This window comes from Limnospira fusiformis SAG 85.79 (genome assembly GCF_012516315.1).
GTDB classification, from domain to species: Bacteria; Cyanobacteriota; Cyanobacteriia; order Cyanobacteriales; family Microcoleaceae; genus Limnospira; species Limnospira fusiformis.
Genome location: NZ_CP051185.1, coordinates 5,879,618 through 5,894,590 on the forward strand (window position 1 = coordinate 5,879,618; position 14,973 = coordinate 5,894,590).

Consider the following 14,973-nt stretch of genomic DNA (forward strand, 5'->3'; position numbering starts at 1 on the left):
TGCCTGTGTTACCGTATCGGGTTATGGTGGTTCGGATTATGGGGTTGGACCCCGGTCTAGCAACTTTGGGGTTTGGGATTATTGAATGTCACACTTGCGAAGAAGCTAGGGGAGGGTCTTTGTTCTCGGTGATGGACTTTGGGGCGATTCAAACTGAGGCTAATCAACCCCTGGGCGATCGCCTACAAACTATTTATGCTGACCTCCATACCCTACTCGAACAATGGCAACCGGATCTTGTCGGTGTCGAAAAATTGTTTTTTTACCGCATGGGAAATACGATCGCAGTTGCTCAAGCTAGGGGGGTTTTGCTGTTGGTTTTGGCTCAACGACACCTTCCTATATTTGAGTTTACCCCGGCTCAGATTAAACAGGCATTAACCGGATATGGTAATGCTAAGAAATATCAGGTGCAAGAGGCAGTAGCCAGGGAGTTAAACTTACAGGCGATACCTCAACCGGATGATGCGGCGGATGCTTTGGCGATCGCTTTGGCGACTTGGTTTGATCATGATCGGGTTTCCGATTCAATTTTAAGCTGATTGATAATCTATGTCTAATCTCATTCTGACTTCTCAAGAAATTGCTCAATTTCGTTCCCAATTGGCTGAATATTCCTCGGCATTACAAGCCTTAGATATGATTGAAGACTGCGAGGGTGATATCGAAGATGCCGCGATTTCTATGGCGATTAATGTCGGTCAATCTCCCACTACATCGGAAAATTGGCTTGATGGTTTAGCCAAGCGCCACCGAGTTACTATCTGTGAACCTAGCTATCAAGAGGATTTATTACAGTCCAATATAGCCCCGATAGTCGCTCATTTAATTTACCAAAATCAATGCCCGCCACTACTGGTCACTCCCGTGGTTATTTATGTGTTAAAAACTGGGGTTGAACAATTTTGTGAGCCTTTAAAATACAAAAAAATTTAACTGATAAATACTGACCGTAGAGCCTTAACCCTACGGTCTTTGGGCGTGTTGGTCTACTGATTGGCGCGGGCATCTTGAACCGCTGCCCAAAATAGTAGCACTGATAGGGGTATACTCAAGGCTAGAATCACCCCTGTGATTAATCCCCCTAATTCCGGTTCCCCAGAGGAAAGTTCAAAAATTGAACCAACGGCGGCGATCGCTGTAATACACGATCCGGCTAATAATAAACCACTTTTTGGCGTTCCAACCATGATCAGTTTTGACCCCACATTATTTAACTTGTTGAGTGTAATCGTGCTATTTAACCGGCTTGACTGCTTTCGGAGAAAACTTATATTTAGCCAATTCCTCATTCAGGGCTAATTGATTGTCAACGCGATCGACAAATAACACCCCCTGTAGGTGATCGATTTCATGTTGAATGGCTCGACAAAGTAACTCCGTAGCCAATATGCTCCGAGGACGGCCGTTTTCATCCTTAAAGGTAACTTCTACCTCTTCTGGGCGGACTACATCCATATAAACCCCTGGAATACTTAAACATCCTTCCTGGAAAGGTGATAACTCGCGGCTTGACTTTTTGATGGTGGGGTTAATCAACACTAGGGGGGGAGTCGCTGCATTATCAGGTTCGCAGTCAATCACGATTACCTGTTTGTGTACCCCTACTTGGGGAGCGGCTAAACCAATACCATCGGCACTATACATGGTTTGTAACATCTCCCGCACCAGTTGCCGAATTTCATCGTCAATGCGCGAAACCCGTTTGGCTGGCTGTCGCAAAACGCGATCGCCCAAATAGTGAATATCCAGGGGGGGTTTTTCTAACTTTTGCTTTTCCACCAGAACTTGAGACGTCATGAAATCCTTACTCGCTTTCGTTAACACTTATTCATATTTGATTTTAGATCGCAATCGGGGTTTGGGAGAGCGATCGCTACATATTGGATCTCAGTATCCTGGCTAAGATTCTCAATCACCCCCAATAATTAAATTTTTGCTAAGTTTTCCTGTATTTGAGCCAAATCGGTTTACGTTTAAGTCTTTTATGGCGATAATTGACTCTGGATCAAAAAATCCACCAGCTTGCGGCTGATGGATAACTCACCTATTCGTAGCATCTCAGTTGTTAATGTATCAGTTCCCGACTATTTTGACATCACCTGACCGGGTGATATTCGGTAACTAGATATCCTCAAAACAGGGGGGATATTCTTGCTCCACCATTTGCTAGGGGGTTTCACAGTGTACCTCCTCCTGTTTTTAGCCTCGTGGGTGAACTTTCACAGCTTGACCTAGAGAGTAGACAATTCAGATTCTGGCTGGAGTCCCCATTGACTGCATCTCTGTAATTCTCCATCCTAGGTAATAAGCTAAAAATCTTCCTCAACTCATTCTCAGGAGATTAAGACATGGCATCTCTCACCTATTTTGCTCACCTAAGACAAAAAAGCGATCTAATCAACAGCCCCACCTGTGCATACCCCAACAACCCATCACCCGTTGAACATAAGCAGCAAAACTCCCTTAACTACGTCCCTAGTAGCCAAGAACTTAAACGGTTTATTGGTTGTAAAGCTGGCGAGGTGATCAAGCAGATGAGGGTTTGGGGTTATCACCAAGTTACCCTCAACATTCCCAAAAACTTGATATCAGTTAAGACAGACCAAGGTTCGATCAATTTCCAGCTTTTGTCCTATGACACGATTATTGCTAATGTCAATTGCGATCGATACTAATTATTTCGAGGACATCTGACGCGCCATATCCCTAAACATATTCATGTTGGGACCGGGACGACGACGGGTCGCTGTGGACTTGGGAAGTAAGTAGTCTGTAGCAAATGTCATACCCTCCGGGGTTTTGTTCATACCACCATTTAGGGGCGCAGACGATGGGGCTACCTTAGCCACAGCAGCCGGGGCTGGGGTGGCAGGTACATCCGCTTTTGCTGCTTCTGGGGATTTCTTCGCTACAGATTTCTTCGTTTTTTCTGGCTTGTCAGCTTTGGGGGCTTCAGCTTTGGGGGCTTCAGCTTTGGGGGCTTCTACTTTGGGGGCTTCAGCTTTGGGGGCGACAGTTGGACTCGGTTCTGCGGTGGTTCCCTTAGCCTCATCAAACTCTAAAAAATAATCAGATTTTTGACCACGCCCAAACAGTTTACCAATGGCTAACATTAAACCTACTCCGTTCAGTTTTTATAAAATTGACACTCATTGCCTAACAAGTTAAATTTCAGATTAAAATTATCTGCAAGGTTTGTCCACAATTGTTTACAAAATTTTACAAAAATCCCATCAAGTGAGGGTAATTTGTGACAATAAGAGGCAAAATTGAGATAATTGTTTACACTTATTCACAAATTCTCATAATTTCCACATGAAGAACAATCAAGCCCTTAATCCGGTTTTACTGATTCATGGTATTTTCGACACGATCGCCATTTTCCAAGTGATGTCTAGGCATCTGAGACAAAAAGGCTGGGAGGTTCATAGCTTCAACCTGTGTCCCAATTACGGATTAAGTGGCATAGAATGCCTAGCAGAGCAAATTGTCGAATATGCTGATCAAAACTTTGCCCCCAATCAACCCTTTGACCTGGTAGGTTTTAGTATGGGGGGAATTGTCAGTCGCTACTATGTACAGAAGCTAGGGGGAATTGAACGAGTCCAAAGATTAATTACCATTTCGTCCCCCCATAACGGAACGATGACAGCTAACCTCTATCCAACCCAAGCGGCGGCGCAAATGCGCGCCAACAGCCCCCTACTGTTAGATTTGAATAACAATATAGGAATGCTCGATCGCCTCAATTTTACCTCAATCTGGACTAGATTTGATCTGATGATTGTTCCGGCGAACAGTTCACACCTAAATTTGGGCGAGGAAATTATCCTTGATGTGCCACTACACGCTTGGATGGTTAAAGATGCCAATTGTATCGCAGCAGTGGAGAAGGCTTTGAGAACTGCTGCTCTATAAAACTTAAACAAAACCGGACATAGCCGGATATTGATGTTTATTTCTTGCTTCGTCCGGGACTGTCGGCAGCACCCCGTCCACAAGTGTAATCGTCGGAACCAGGCGATTTTTCTAAATTTATACTGGCGTTCAAATCTCTATCAATCTTCAAGCCACAGTTTGGACATTCAAAAGTCCGACGGACTAGGGGCATTTTTTGACGATAACCGCAATTAGAACACAGTTGACTGGATGGATAAAATCTATCGGCAATAATCAACTTTGAACCATAACGTTCTGCCTTGTAACCTAGTTGACGACGGAACTCATAAAATGAAGCATCAGCGATAGAACCCGCCAAACCATGATTTTTCAGCATACCTGACACATTCAAATCTTCAATGACTACTTGGCTGTGGTTCTTAGCCAAGAAAGTAGTTATTTTATGAATCGTGTCCCGCCGAATGTTTGCTACTCTTTGATGTAGCTTTTGAACTTTTAAGAGACATTTGGCCCAATTTTTCGAGCCTTTGACTTTGCGACTTAAATGACGTTGTAATCGAGCTAGTTTTTTGGTGGCTGCTTTATAAGCCTTGGGATTAGAGAATTGGGTCCCATCGGAGCAAGTCGCCCAATTGTTAATTCCTAGGTCTACCCCGATTCTCTCTCGATATTTAGGTGTGATTTCTGGTGTGATTTCTACGAAAAAGCTAATATACCAGTCACCTGCTTGGCGCGTTATAGTGACTTTCTTAACTAGACTGGGTGGTAGAGCCTCAAATGTAGAAACCCAGCCCACAAAAGGCAGCTTATGGCGAGTTCCTGACAGATTGAATGGTTGGCCGCCATTGTCAAGGGTAAAGCTATCATGGTGGCCTTTCTTCTTAAATTTAGGATAACTGCTTATTCCTTTGAAGAAGCGCTTAAAGGCATCCCCTAGATTAATGAAGGCATATTGATAAACTCTAGAAGACAATTCGGACATCCAAGGATATTGAGGTTTCACATAATGAGTAAAAACCTTTTTGATGGAGTTGACGTTAGGCTTGAGTCCCTCTTCATAAGCTGACATCCATAAGTGTAATCCCCAATTGAACACAAATCGAGCATACCCCGCGTGTTTGGCCATCAAGGTGCGATGACGGTCATTGAGTTTTAGTTTTGTCCGGAAAGCTTTGTAAGCCATGATTTGATTTTACCATGAAGAATCCGACTTGATGAGTATGTCGTCAGGGAAATTTGGCATGGTCTGGGGTTTGACCGTATACTCATTATTGAGTTGTGAATCTTTTGGGGTATTGTACGTTATTGTCCTAAGATGTCAAGCAAATCTTGGATTAAATTCTGGCTCTAAAATTCCAACAAGGCAAAGTGATTTAAAATCTTATGTATCCACAGCTATCATTATTATCGAATCCAGCGGTAGCAGCGATCGCTATTAATACCCTACTATTGGGAATTGTCGCCCTACTACCCAAAAAACTCTTAACCCCCTCTGGTATTGTACACGCTTGGATTTTAGGCGTGTTAGTCTGGGTAAGTCTCCAAGGACCCGGATATATGGTGGTGGGGTTTTATTTCGTGATCGGATCAGCAGTGACCCGCATTGGGATGGCTGAAAAAGAGGCGGCGGGTATAGCCGAAAAGCGATCGGGTGCTAGGGGACCGGAAAATGTCTGGGGATCTGCCTTAACTGCGGCGCTTTGTGCTTTGGGAATTTGGGGGTTAAGGGGGCTGATGGTTGATAGTCCCATAACTGCGATCGCCACACCTTTACTGATGTTGGGATATGTTGCCAGTTTCAGCACTAAACTCTCTGATACCTGTGCCTCAGAGGTCGGTAAAGCCTATGGAAAACGAACTTTCTTAATTACTACCATGCAGCCAGTGCCGCGCGGTACAGAGGGCGCTATCAGCCTAGAAGGAACTGTGGCTGGTGTGGTAGCATCCCTAGCCATGGCTATGGTGGGCTGGTCAGTGGGTTTAATTGATGCCATGGGGCTGTTATGGTGTATAATAGCAGCGTTTGTCGCTACTAACCTAGAAAGCCTGATCGGAGCCACTTGGCAAAATCAGGTGGGGTGGCTCACCAATGAAGTCGTCAATTTTATCAATACCCTAATCGGGGCGATCGTTGCTATCGTGTTAGCAGTTGTCTATTTTCAACTCCCGATTCACTTTTAAACCCCCAGATTAGCTCAGTATTAGCATACCCAAATCCCAGATCATTGCTATATTAGGGGTAGACCTCATCTGGGGTGTATACTCCAGTTAGATTAACAACCACGTTCAAATTACTTTTACCTATGTCTCAACCATTTTTGACCATTAATGATAACGACTCTCTTACCCTGAGTCAATCATTACAATATCTCCAAAATTCCGGCAAGTTGCAGGATTTTCTGGCTAATATTCTCAGGCAATATGTAATTGATAAAGAACTGCAATCTCGGGATGAAGTTAACTCCAATGCAGCCGCCATTGAGCAAGCCGTGATTAATTTCCGCCTGGAACGTAATCTCAGCGACCCCCAAGCCTTCCAAACTTGGCTCGATGAAAACCGCTTGACCTATAAAAGTTTTCATGACCAGGTTTCTAATGGGTTTAAACGAGAAACTCTCAAACTCGCAGTAGTTAAAGAGAATTTGGAGGAATATTTCCAAGAACGCAAACCGTTTTTAGATTCCGTAGTCCTGTCACGAATTGTGGTTGATGACTATGAAATGGCTGAAAGTTTAAAAAGCAAAATTGCCTCGGGAGAAGGAAGTTTTGAAGCCTTAGCGCGGGAATATTCTCTCACCACAGAACGCCGGGTTAATGGCATGATGGGAGCCGTAAGTAAAGCCACATTACCAGATACCTTAAAATCTACCATTGAAGGGGCTAAGGTGGGTCAAATTATCGGACCTTTTGAAGTCGAAGGGCGCTGGTGTTTGTTCAGAATTGAAGAATTTATCGACGTGACTTTGGAAACCAAAGGCATTAAAAAACAGTTGCAGGATGAATTGTTCGATCGCTGGATGAATGAACAACTCAAAACCCTGACTGTGAAAATGCAAATTGGTGATTAATTTAGGGCTGTGGGAAAGCCCTTTGCAGTTGTTCAGGAGTCAACTCCTCCAAAATGGTCATCTGAAACAGGCTGGAACCTATAGTATTTAGATAAGCGTCATTTAAGTAATTGCGGTTATCTAACTCTCGGCGAATATGTAGGTTAAAAAACGTCAGGCTGAGTGCTTTTAAATAGGGATAAGCGAAGTTGGGGTCAGGACCAATAATTTCTGGGGGGATGGGTAATTGTCCCCCCTCTTCTTGTAAAAAGGAGAAGTGAGTCCCTCCCTCAAATAACACTAGGATGTTGTCAGAGTTGGTTAACCAGGTGAAAGGCTCAATTTGTTCTGCAATGGCTGGGGTAATATAATCATTGGTTCCTGATACGATCGCCACTGGGATATTAATAGCAGCCATTCCCCTTTCACCAAAAACTAAGCTGCTAAAGGGATTAATAGCGATCGCTGCTTTAATTCTAGGGTCCCGAAAGTTCTGACGTTCTAAAGCCACTTCCAAAGCTCGACATTGGAGGATAATTGATAAATTGAGGGTAATGCGCCGATTGGGAAGATCAGGACAATACTGGCTCAGTATCTGGGGGTTCAATTTCGCTCCCGCTAAGGCTAACACCGTATACCCCCCAAAAGATTGACCAACTACGCCAACATTTTGCAAATCTAGCCTTTCTCGCCAAAATGGGTCAGAAGCTGATTTTTGTTCCAGTAAGTCTAGTAAATAACTAATATCTGTGGGGCGCGCGGCAAATTCTGAAGGGTTGGGAGGTTCCTCGAAACCTTGTAAAAATCCTTCAAAACGATTAGCACTGGTGGCGATATGTTCGGGAATGGCTACCGCAAAACCATGGGAGGCGAGATGTTCGGCTAAATAGCTAAAGGTTTTTGGGTCTGACCCTAACCCGTGGGAAATAATAATTAGGGGGGCGGGTCTGTCTATATTTTCCGGTAAGTATAAAAACAGTGGCGAAGGGCGATCGCGATTAGGATTGAAAAATACTACCTCTGCTTCTGTCCAGCTATAGGGTCCCATAGTCCGGGGGTTAGGAATGGTGAATCTTTGTTGCGGTCTCCGGTTAGCACTATTTTCCGCCGACCTCTGCTGTGAGATTTGCTCGATAATTGTCTGATCTCTAAATAACACCTGAGTTGTTTCGTTGATCAAATCGATACTAAAATCTAAATCAATGCGAATTTGAGGGTCAGGAAACTCCTGGAGAATACCCATAATCGTTAGACCTTCTGGACGTTTAGAGGCTTGAGCGATCGCTGTTTTTAGAGCCATATAACCATTTTCGCCGTCTCCAGTATTCACCACTCTACCCATGCGCCGCAAAATGGTTTCTCCTGTTGGCGAATTTAAAAACCGATCTATACTCCAAGGACTCGCTTCAAAAGGGGATTTTAAACCTCTTCTTAATCCTTCCGGGTCTTCGATATTCAGTAAATAACCATACACAAATAAAAGCGGTGTACTCTCCCCAGACTCGACAAATTTTTCCAGTTCAGCTATGGAAATTGAGGTGTTTGCTATACCATAGGATATGATCATCTCCTCCGCGCTGTGAGCGGGGCTTACTGATGCGATCGCACTCAAAATTGCAGAAGATAAACCCACCCCAAATATTTGCCATACAGACGAAAACCATTTACCAGCCACAGCCATAAATTCCAATTAATCCATAATCTAATAACTTTCGCTAATATATCAACCCGAATCGATTTAAATTTTAAAGTATTGTTAAGAATTGATACATTTTTATTGATAATGCCTCGCAAATAGTTGACGAGATTATGGGGGTTGTGGTATCCTCCAATAAATCGTTACCAAGGGCTTATTGTGTCCTTATCCGAAAATAAAGCCTACAACCCTGATTCTATCATAATCCAGAATATTACAGCCTGTTCAGAAATCATCTGATCACCTCTCAAAGTCCCTCTCCCTTTCTGGGAGAGAGGTGTAGGGTGAGGGCAATGTATTACAAAGTCCCTCTCCCTTTCTGGGAGAGGGATTTAGGGTGAGGGCAATGTATTACAAAGTCCCTCTCCCTTTCTGGGAGAGAGGTGTAGGGTGAGGGCAATGTATTACAAAGTCCCTCTCCCTTTCTGGGAGAGAGGTGTAGGGTGAGGGCAATGTATTACAAAGTCCCTCTCCCTTTCTGGGAGAGGGATTTAGGGTGAGGGCAATGTATTACAAAGTCCCTCTCCCTTTCTGGGAGAGGGATTTAGGGTGAGGGCAATGTATTACAAAGTCCCTCTCCCTTTCTGGGAGAGAGGTGTAGGGTGAGGGCAATGTATTACAAAGTCCCTCTCCCTTTCTGGGAGAGAGGTGTAGGGTGAGGGCAATGTATTACAAAGTCCCTCTCCCTTTCTGGGAGAGGGATTTAGGGTGAGGGCAATGTATTAAGCGACTGGTGAACAAGCTGTATCTCAGCAAAATTGAAAATTCCCGATGCACGAGTTTTCCGAGAAAATCGCAGCGCCATTTTCCCCCCTATTGACAAAAACCCAATTTTGTGATATGCAAGCCCCGTCCTCGGAAAGGGCGGGGAGTATCAAGAATCAATTGGCACTATACTCAAAGCCATGGTCATCAGCGTAGCGATGCAAAAATCTCATCACCCGCCCAAAAATATCCTCAGAATCAACCTCAAAAGTACATTCTGCTTTCGAGAGTTCATCATCTCCCACATAGAAGAACTTAACACCTGTGGGACTTACGCGGATTTCTCCTTCTTCATCCCGGAGCCATAAATGGCTAATTTGTTTGCGATAAGCCCTGAGTTTTTCGATCGCCTTGAGTTGTTTAAAGACTAAAACGACAATCTTGGTGTTGCTGTCTCGGCGTTTGCGGAGGCTAACCCCACCCAGTTCCTCGTCAAGTCCATCGATAAACTGGATAGATGTAGACACAACCTATTGCTCCATAGAGTTTAGCCAAAGTTTAACTCGGAATTAAGTAGAAACACTCAAAACCTCATAAAACTTAACTTCTAGGGGTTAGAGAAACTGTTGATTCTACCACCGCCAATCACGCGACCGGGAGTGCTGCGAGGAGAAGTAAAGGGAGCCTGTTGCTGGATCACTTGATTTTGATTATTTGGGTTTAAATTGGTGGGACCGACCACATAGTTATTGGGATTGGGGGTGGCGGGCTGAAAGTTGGGAAAACCACCAGAATTGTCCGTCTGAGGCTGCTGATTGCGCCCAAAAGGATTAGTTCCGGTGTAGTTATATTGTCCGTGGGGGTTAGCGCGGTTGGGAGGTAGCACGGGTGCTGGTGGTAAACCACCTGGCTGGGTTCCAGATAAGGGCTGAGGTAGGGAACGGTTAGTTTGATATTGGTTGGGGGCTACATCAACAGTGGCTGCATTAGTTCCATCAATGGGGGCTACGGTTCTGGGAACCACCCAACTGGCTTCGGGAATTTGAACTGGGGGTGCGTATGCGGGTAGAGGAATACCAGAGGCGGTGTTATTATCCCCATTTGTCGATGATGGGGTAGCCACCTGACTATTGCTGCTTCCAGTGACTATCAGAGGGTTGAACATCCCTTGAGTTTGGGTTTGGGTTTCGCCTTCGGATTCACTTGTTGATGATGAGAAAGACTGACCCATCGCCGCCTGTAGTGGGGTGGGTGCTAAGGGGGAGTTAGTTAGGGTTTCTTGATTGTCCTCCTGGTTAGCTGGGGTTCCCCACCCTAATAAACCAAAGGATGCAGGTCTATTATTTTGGGTATTTTGGGCATTTTGCAGAGCCTGGCTGGTAGCATTAAAGGGACTGGTGGCTGTGGTTTCGGGGAATGGTTCAGGTAGGGTGGTTGTTGCTTCACTCGATCGCAAATTTCGGGAACTCTGGGTTTGGGTATTTTGATCGGACCGAGAGTTACGGCGGCGAACTTCCTCGAATACGTCTTCTCCGCCTTGGATAGGATTGTTAAATAGGCTAACATCCTCCGGGTTGTTTCGGCGTAACTCTTCGAGTAGTAAGCCTGAACTGTCAATTTCGGCAGCGATCGCCAATTCTTCCGGAGATAGTCCGCTTTCGGAGGTTTCCGGTTCCCAGTCAATCCGATAGAGTTCGGGATTTTCTGAAACTTCCCATACAAATATACTCACTAGGGAAATCACACCAATGGGTCCCCACACCCTCGGCTGGGCGATCGCCTTGAGTTTGGCAATAATCGGGTTAACTTGTTTTTCAACATCATGGTTGTGGTCGTGATGTTGATGTTGATGTTGATGTTGATGGTGTTGTTGATGTGACATGATTGATCACCGATTGAGTATAAGGACAGGACTATCCCAGGAATTTGATAAAGCCTTCAGGAACAAGTTGAGCTTCTCCTGACTTAAATCTCTCCACGGGAACCCAGAGGGCTAATTTTTGGCGATCGCCTTCCTTAAATGGGATTTGTTCCTGTTGGTAAAATTGGCGATCAGCAAATTTACATCGATACAGTTGGATAATTTCATGTCCCTGACTACCATTATAAACGAAAATGCTTTCCAGGCAATCTAGGTATTCTATATCAGTAATTTCCGCGTTGAGTTCTTCGAGAAATTCTCGTCGGAGTGCATCTCGACTATGTTCGCCAAAATCTAAACCTCCTCCTAAAGCACGATAAAAGGTTATTTGTTTTTCCTGGTCGTATCCCTGAGACACCAAAATGCGATCGTTATCCTCAATTAATCCTAATGCAATTACCCTAATTTTCGGTTTAGCCATGATTCTGAGTTAATTAGATTTTATCGGCAGCATTCAAGAGATACCATCGTTAGCAAAATCAGGATCATGGCGATTCGTTGAGACCGGCCAATCTTGATTTTGTCCCCCAATAATTAACTCTTCTATCGTGACATAATCTTCGCTGAGTTGTTCCAAAGAATTAATCAAAACATCCAAAGCCAAAGCATCACTGGTTCCCAAATCAAACCAACAACGCGCCCACAATCCCTCATATTCTACTTCCCCCATATTGTGCATGAGTGCCATCATAGCATCATGATTTCTGTCATTCTCATAAGTCATATAATTGAGGTCAACCCCCACTTCTTGCACCTGCAATTTTTCCGCATTAAATCCCCCCAATTTTCCCAACAAAAACCAGGAATTAAAAACCTCCTCAATATACTGTCTTTCTATCATGGAAGGAATGGTGCTAAACCTTAACCAAATCCAGACATCAAATTGATTAAACTCTCTAAACTTTACATCCATGATACCAGATGAAACCTCTCTATTTTTGGTCATGATTAAGGCATATTTACCCCCAGTCTGCCATGATATTACCTAAAATAACCGCGACTTATGGGGAAAGGCAGATAGATTTAGTGGGGGGGGGTTGATCAGGCTGTTATAAAGGCGGTAACTGAGTAGGTCCCCATAAACTATTATAATCTCTGATGGTATTGCGTAGGGGATGACAAGGGCGGTCTAAGCTGTCAATATTATTAAGTGTTTTGCACTGCTCATAAAAAATCTGAGCGACAGTCAGCCTAGGAAGTTGATCAGGTTGTGATAATGCTACACTAAAGCTCTGGTAAGCAGCATTCAATAGCTGAGGGTCATTTTTCTGCCTACCGAGAGAGGCGAGAATCTGAGCCTTGAGATAGAACAATTCTGGATGAAAAGGCACTTCTTCTAAGGCTTGGTTAACAATAGTTAAAGCCCGGTCTAATTGGTCAAGATCGCGATAGGCGATCGCAATTCCCCAAAGGGCGAGATAACGAGGACCTGCGTAACGTTCCAGGCGCTCTACAGCAGCCATGGGGTCAGAAAAAGGCAAATTTAAACCGAGAAATAAATCCATATATCCCTTGAGCAAATTTAGCTCTGGGTCTTGAGGATCAATTTGTTCGGCGGCATTCATCAATCGTAGCACAGTTTGCAGCTTATTTAAAGCCTGGGGAGCCCCCTTAATAGTTCCTTGAGTTTGGACAATATAAGCACCCTGTAAAAAATGACCCACCGCCATATAGAGATTTCCCCGTAGAGGGTCAGAAACCATAAGAGATTGAGCAGTTTGCAGAGTTCGGTCGGCGTAGCGTTTCATAGCATCCCAGTCTTGAGCCTGATAAGCTAGAGAGGCTTGGAGAGCAAAAACCATTGGTTCGTTAGTACCAAGCTGTTCAGCCTGTTTGAGGTACTTTTGCGCCTCAACATAGTGTCCTCGCTCAAACATAGCCCGAAAGGCGGCTTCGGTTTGTTCACCCATAACCCTAGGATTATTAGTGCGGAAGGGGTCAGCCGCAGTAGCAGTTAAAGATAACAGAGCGATCGCAATAGGGGTAATACCAAACAGGGTGATAGTTTTGGAGTGAATGGATTTTATAAGATTTGATAAGCTAATCATAGGGATCTTTCCTTGAAAATGCTAATGGGCTGGAGTTTTGCCAAAATTCAGCCCCTAGGTTAATCGAGTCATGCTATCATCTGCACCTAGTTGGTGCCAGGATTGATAGGTTTGAGTAACATTTAGAATTCCTCCAAATGCTATATATCAGAAATTTGCTTTATCATCCGGCCGCCTGCAATGCTCCCATTCTGAATAATATTAATTTAGAACTGCCTCCGCAACAGTTAGGCTTGATTGTGGGCCGTAGCGGTTCTGGTAAAAGTACATTACTAGAAATTTTAGCGGGTCTGGCTCAAAAAACGAAAGGGGATATTCGCTGGCGTGAACAGGAGTTAACTTCTGAACAACTACCACAACTCGCGGGTTTAGTGTTTCAGTTCCCGGAGCGACATTTCTGCGGTGGTTCGATTTTGGAAGAGTTGCGACTGGGACACCCAGAAATCAGACTCGATATGATGCAAAATGCTTTGGGGGAAGTGGGGTTAGAGAGTCTATCTTTAGAAAAGGCTCCCCATTCCCTCAGTGGCGGACAGCAGCGACGGTTAGCCTTAGCGGTACAATTAATCAGACAACCTCATTTATTGATGTTAGATGAGCCGACAGCGGGTTTAGATTGGTCAATGCGGCGGCAGTTGGTGGCTTTGCTGGACAAGTTAAAATCTCACTGGACTTTATTGGTTGTTACCCATGATGCGGGGGATCTGTTGGAAATTGCAGATTGTTGTTGGCGACTTGATCATGGCAATTTGCAACCTGCTGATCCGCAGACTTTGCTGAAAAATGTTGATCCGGCTGTGGTGTAACGATAGTGTTGGAGGAATTGGGTTTGGGGGAAATTCAGTCGGAAGGTTGGGAAACTCTGGGTTGGATACCTAGCGATCGCCAACTGGAAATTTTTAATATACTCTATGAGCAGATTTTGGCGGGTAATCAACGGCTTAATTTAACCCGCATTACTGATCCGGTGGGGTTTTGGGAAAAGCATTTATGGGATTCTTTGCGGGGGGTCGTACCCTGGTTGTCCGGGGATAAATTGCCTTTGCGGGTGATTGATATTGGTACTGGCGCGGGTTTTCCTGGTGTTCCGATCGCGATCGCTATTCCCACAGCCGAAGTTACATTGCTTGATAGTACCGGTAAGAAAATTGCTTTTTTACAAACTCTCATCCCTCGTCTGGGTCTGGAAAATGCTATCCCCTATTTGGGACGGGTAGAAGCGATCGCTCAACAGTCCGACCATCGCCAAAGTTATGATCTGGTCGTCTTACGCGCTGTCGCTGCTGCTACCGTGGCGGCTGAATATAGTTTACCCCTACTCAAAATTGGCGGCGTGGCGGTACTATATCGCGGTCAATGGACCCCCCCAGAACAGCAGGAGCTACAAAATGCGATCGCTCCCTTGGGCGGTAAACTAGACTCCGTGGAATCCTTTGTCACTCCTGTAACCGAAAGTGTCCGCCACTGCGTCTATTTACGGAAAATTAAACCCACACCCGATCGCTTTCCCCGTCCTGTTGGTATTCCCACCCAAAAACCCCTAGGGTCTCTATCCTCCAACTCGTAGGATGGTAGGGTGCGTCAAAGCCAGGAAATCGTCATGACAACCCGGTGATCAACAACTGACGCACCATTTCCCCTGGCTGGGGCATG

Annotated in this window: 18 protein-coding genes; 8 read left to right on the forward strand and 10 right to left on the reverse strand. The window is 44.8% G+C overall.

Translation table 11 applies throughout. The annotated features are described in order from the left end of the window. The first annotated feature begins 23 nt into the window (after positions 1-23). Both ruvC and HFV01_RS27390 read left to right on the forward strand, forming a co-directional pair. A complete protein-coding gene (gene ruvC / locus HFV01_RS27385; protein ID WP_006622409.1) occupies positions 24-542 on the forward strand; it encodes a crossover junction endodeoxyribonuclease RuvC in 519 nt (172 codons plus the stop codon). Between the two features lie 10 nt (positions 543-552). Beyond that, the gene (locus HFV01_RS27390) at positions 553-936 is read left to right on the forward strand and encodes a hypothetical protein (RefSeq protein WP_006622410.1); all 384 of its coding nucleotides are present in this window, start codon (positions 553-555) and stop codon (positions 934-936) included. 53 nt (positions 937-989) lie between these two features. Here HFV01_RS27390 and HFV01_RS27395 read toward each other — a convergent pair whose 3' ends face one another. Together HFV01_RS27395 and def are read right to left on the reverse strand one after the other, a co-directional pair. After that, the gene (locus HFV01_RS27395) at positions 990-1,190 is read right to left on the reverse strand and encodes a hypothetical protein (RefSeq protein ID WP_006622411.1); all 201 of its coding nucleotides are present in this window, start codon (positions 1,188-1,190) and stop codon (positions 990-992) included. 46 nt (positions 1,191-1,236) lie between these two features. Further along, positions 1,237-1,800 (reverse strand): peptide deformylase, encoded by a 564-nt coding sequence (def, locus tag HFV01_RS27400; RefSeq protein WP_006670056.1) that lies wholly within the window; start codon positions 1,798-1,800, stop codon positions 1,237-1,239. A 551-nt stretch (positions 1,801-2,351) separates the two neighbouring features. Here def and HFV01_RS27405 point away from each other — a divergent pair. Next, positions 2,352-2,678, forward strand: a complete 327-nt coding sequence (locus HFV01_RS27405) for a hypothetical protein (protein ID WP_006622414.1) — start codon at positions 2,352-2,354, stop codon at positions 2,676-2,678. On the opposite strand, the gene HFV01_RS27410 is transcribed toward HFV01_RS27405, so the two are convergent. Next, positions 2,679-3,116: a hypothetical protein gene (locus tag HFV01_RS27410; RefSeq protein ID WP_006622415.1), complete on the reverse strand. Its 438-nt coding sequence runs from the start codon at positions 3,114-3,116 to the stop codon at positions 2,679-2,681. 202 nt (positions 3,117-3,318) lie between these two features. Here HFV01_RS27410 and HFV01_RS27415 point away from each other — a divergent pair, with 202 nt between their 5' ends. Further along, positions 3,319-3,921, forward strand: a complete 603-nt coding sequence (locus HFV01_RS27415; protein WP_006622416.1) for an esterase/lipase family protein — start codon at positions 3,319-3,321, stop codon at positions 3,919-3,921. Between the two features lie 37 nt (positions 3,922-3,958). Here HFV01_RS27415 and HFV01_RS27420 read toward each other — a convergent pair whose 3' ends face one another. Further along, on the reverse strand, positions 3,959-5,086 hold the full coding sequence (locus HFV01_RS27420) for an RNA-guided endonuclease InsQ/TnpB family protein (RefSeq protein ID WP_193520598.1): 1,128 nt from the start codon (positions 5,084-5,086) through the stop codon (positions 3,959-3,961). Between the two features lie 200 nt (positions 5,087-5,286). On the opposite strand from HFV01_RS27420, the gene HFV01_RS27425 reads away from it, so the two are divergent. Both HFV01_RS27425 and HFV01_RS27430 read left to right on the forward strand, forming a co-directional pair. Further along, positions 5,287-6,084 carry a TIGR00297 family protein gene (locus HFV01_RS27425; protein ID WP_006622418.1) on the forward strand — a complete coding sequence of 266 codons (798 nt, stop codon included), beginning with the start codon at positions 5,287-5,289 and terminating at the stop codon, positions 6,082-6,084. 122 nt (positions 6,085-6,206) lie between these two features. Continuing rightward, positions 6,207-6,971 carry a peptidylprolyl isomerase gene (locus tag HFV01_RS27430; RefSeq protein ID WP_006622419.1) on the forward strand — a complete coding sequence of 255 codons (765 nt, stop codon included), beginning with the start codon at positions 6,207-6,209 and terminating at the stop codon, positions 6,969-6,971. A gap of 1 nt (position 6,972) precedes the next feature. Here HFV01_RS27430 and HFV01_RS27435 read toward each other — a convergent pair whose 3' ends face one another. From HFV01_RS27435 to HFV01_RS27460, 6 genes are all read right to left on the reverse strand, one after another. Next, entirely contained in the window at positions 6,973-8,631 is a 1,659-nt protein-coding gene (locus tag HFV01_RS27435) for an alpha/beta hydrolase (protein ID WP_006670054.1), read from the reverse strand. A gap of 896 nt (positions 8,632-9,527) precedes the next feature. Then, positions 9,528-9,878 carry a photosystem II reaction center protein Psb28 gene (gene psb28, locus HFV01_RS27440; RefSeq protein ID WP_006622421.1) on the reverse strand — a complete coding sequence of 117 codons (351 nt, stop codon included), beginning with the start codon at positions 9,876-9,878 and terminating at the stop codon, positions 9,528-9,530. A gap of 80 nt (positions 9,879-9,958) precedes the next feature. Then, positions 9,959-11,233 (reverse strand): hypothetical protein, encoded by a 1,275-nt coding sequence (locus HFV01_RS27445; RefSeq protein ID WP_046319041.1) that lies wholly within the window; start codon positions 11,231-11,233, stop codon positions 9,959-9,961. A 31-nt stretch (positions 11,234-11,264) separates the two neighbouring features. After that, the gene (locus HFV01_RS27450; protein WP_193520599.1) at positions 11,265-11,693 is read right to left on the reverse strand and encodes an NUDIX hydrolase; all 429 of its coding nucleotides are present in this window, start codon (positions 11,691-11,693) and stop codon (positions 11,265-11,267) included. Positions 11,694-11,726: 33 nt separating this feature from the next. Continuing rightward, on the reverse strand, positions 11,727-12,185 hold the full coding sequence (locus HFV01_RS27455; RefSeq protein WP_174447170.1) for a DUF3531 family protein: 459 nt from the start codon (positions 12,183-12,185) through the stop codon (positions 11,727-11,729). Between the two features lie 136 nt (positions 12,186-12,321). Continuing rightward, a complete protein-coding gene (locus HFV01_RS27460; RefSeq protein WP_006622425.1) occupies positions 12,322-13,320 on the reverse strand; it encodes a Sll0314/Alr1548 family TPR repeat-containing protein in 999 nt (332 codons plus the stop codon). 137 nt (positions 13,321-13,457) lie between these two features. On the opposite strand from HFV01_RS27460, the gene HFV01_RS27465 reads away from it, so the two are divergent. Together HFV01_RS27465 and rsmG are read left to right on the forward strand one after the other, a co-directional pair. Continuing rightward, positions 13,458-14,126, forward strand: coding sequence for an ABC transporter ATP-binding protein (locus HFV01_RS27465; RefSeq protein ID WP_006617410.1), 669 nt, complete (start codon positions 13,458-13,460; stop codon positions 14,124-14,126). Between the two features lie 5 nt (positions 14,127-14,131). Beyond that, the gene (rsmG, locus tag HFV01_RS27470) at positions 14,132-14,887 is read left to right on the forward strand and encodes a 16S rRNA (guanine(527)-N(7))-methyltransferase RsmG (RefSeq protein ID WP_046319039.1); all 756 of its coding nucleotides are present in this window, start codon (positions 14,132-14,134) and stop codon (positions 14,885-14,887) included. Positions 14,888-14,973 lie beyond the last annotated feature (86 nt).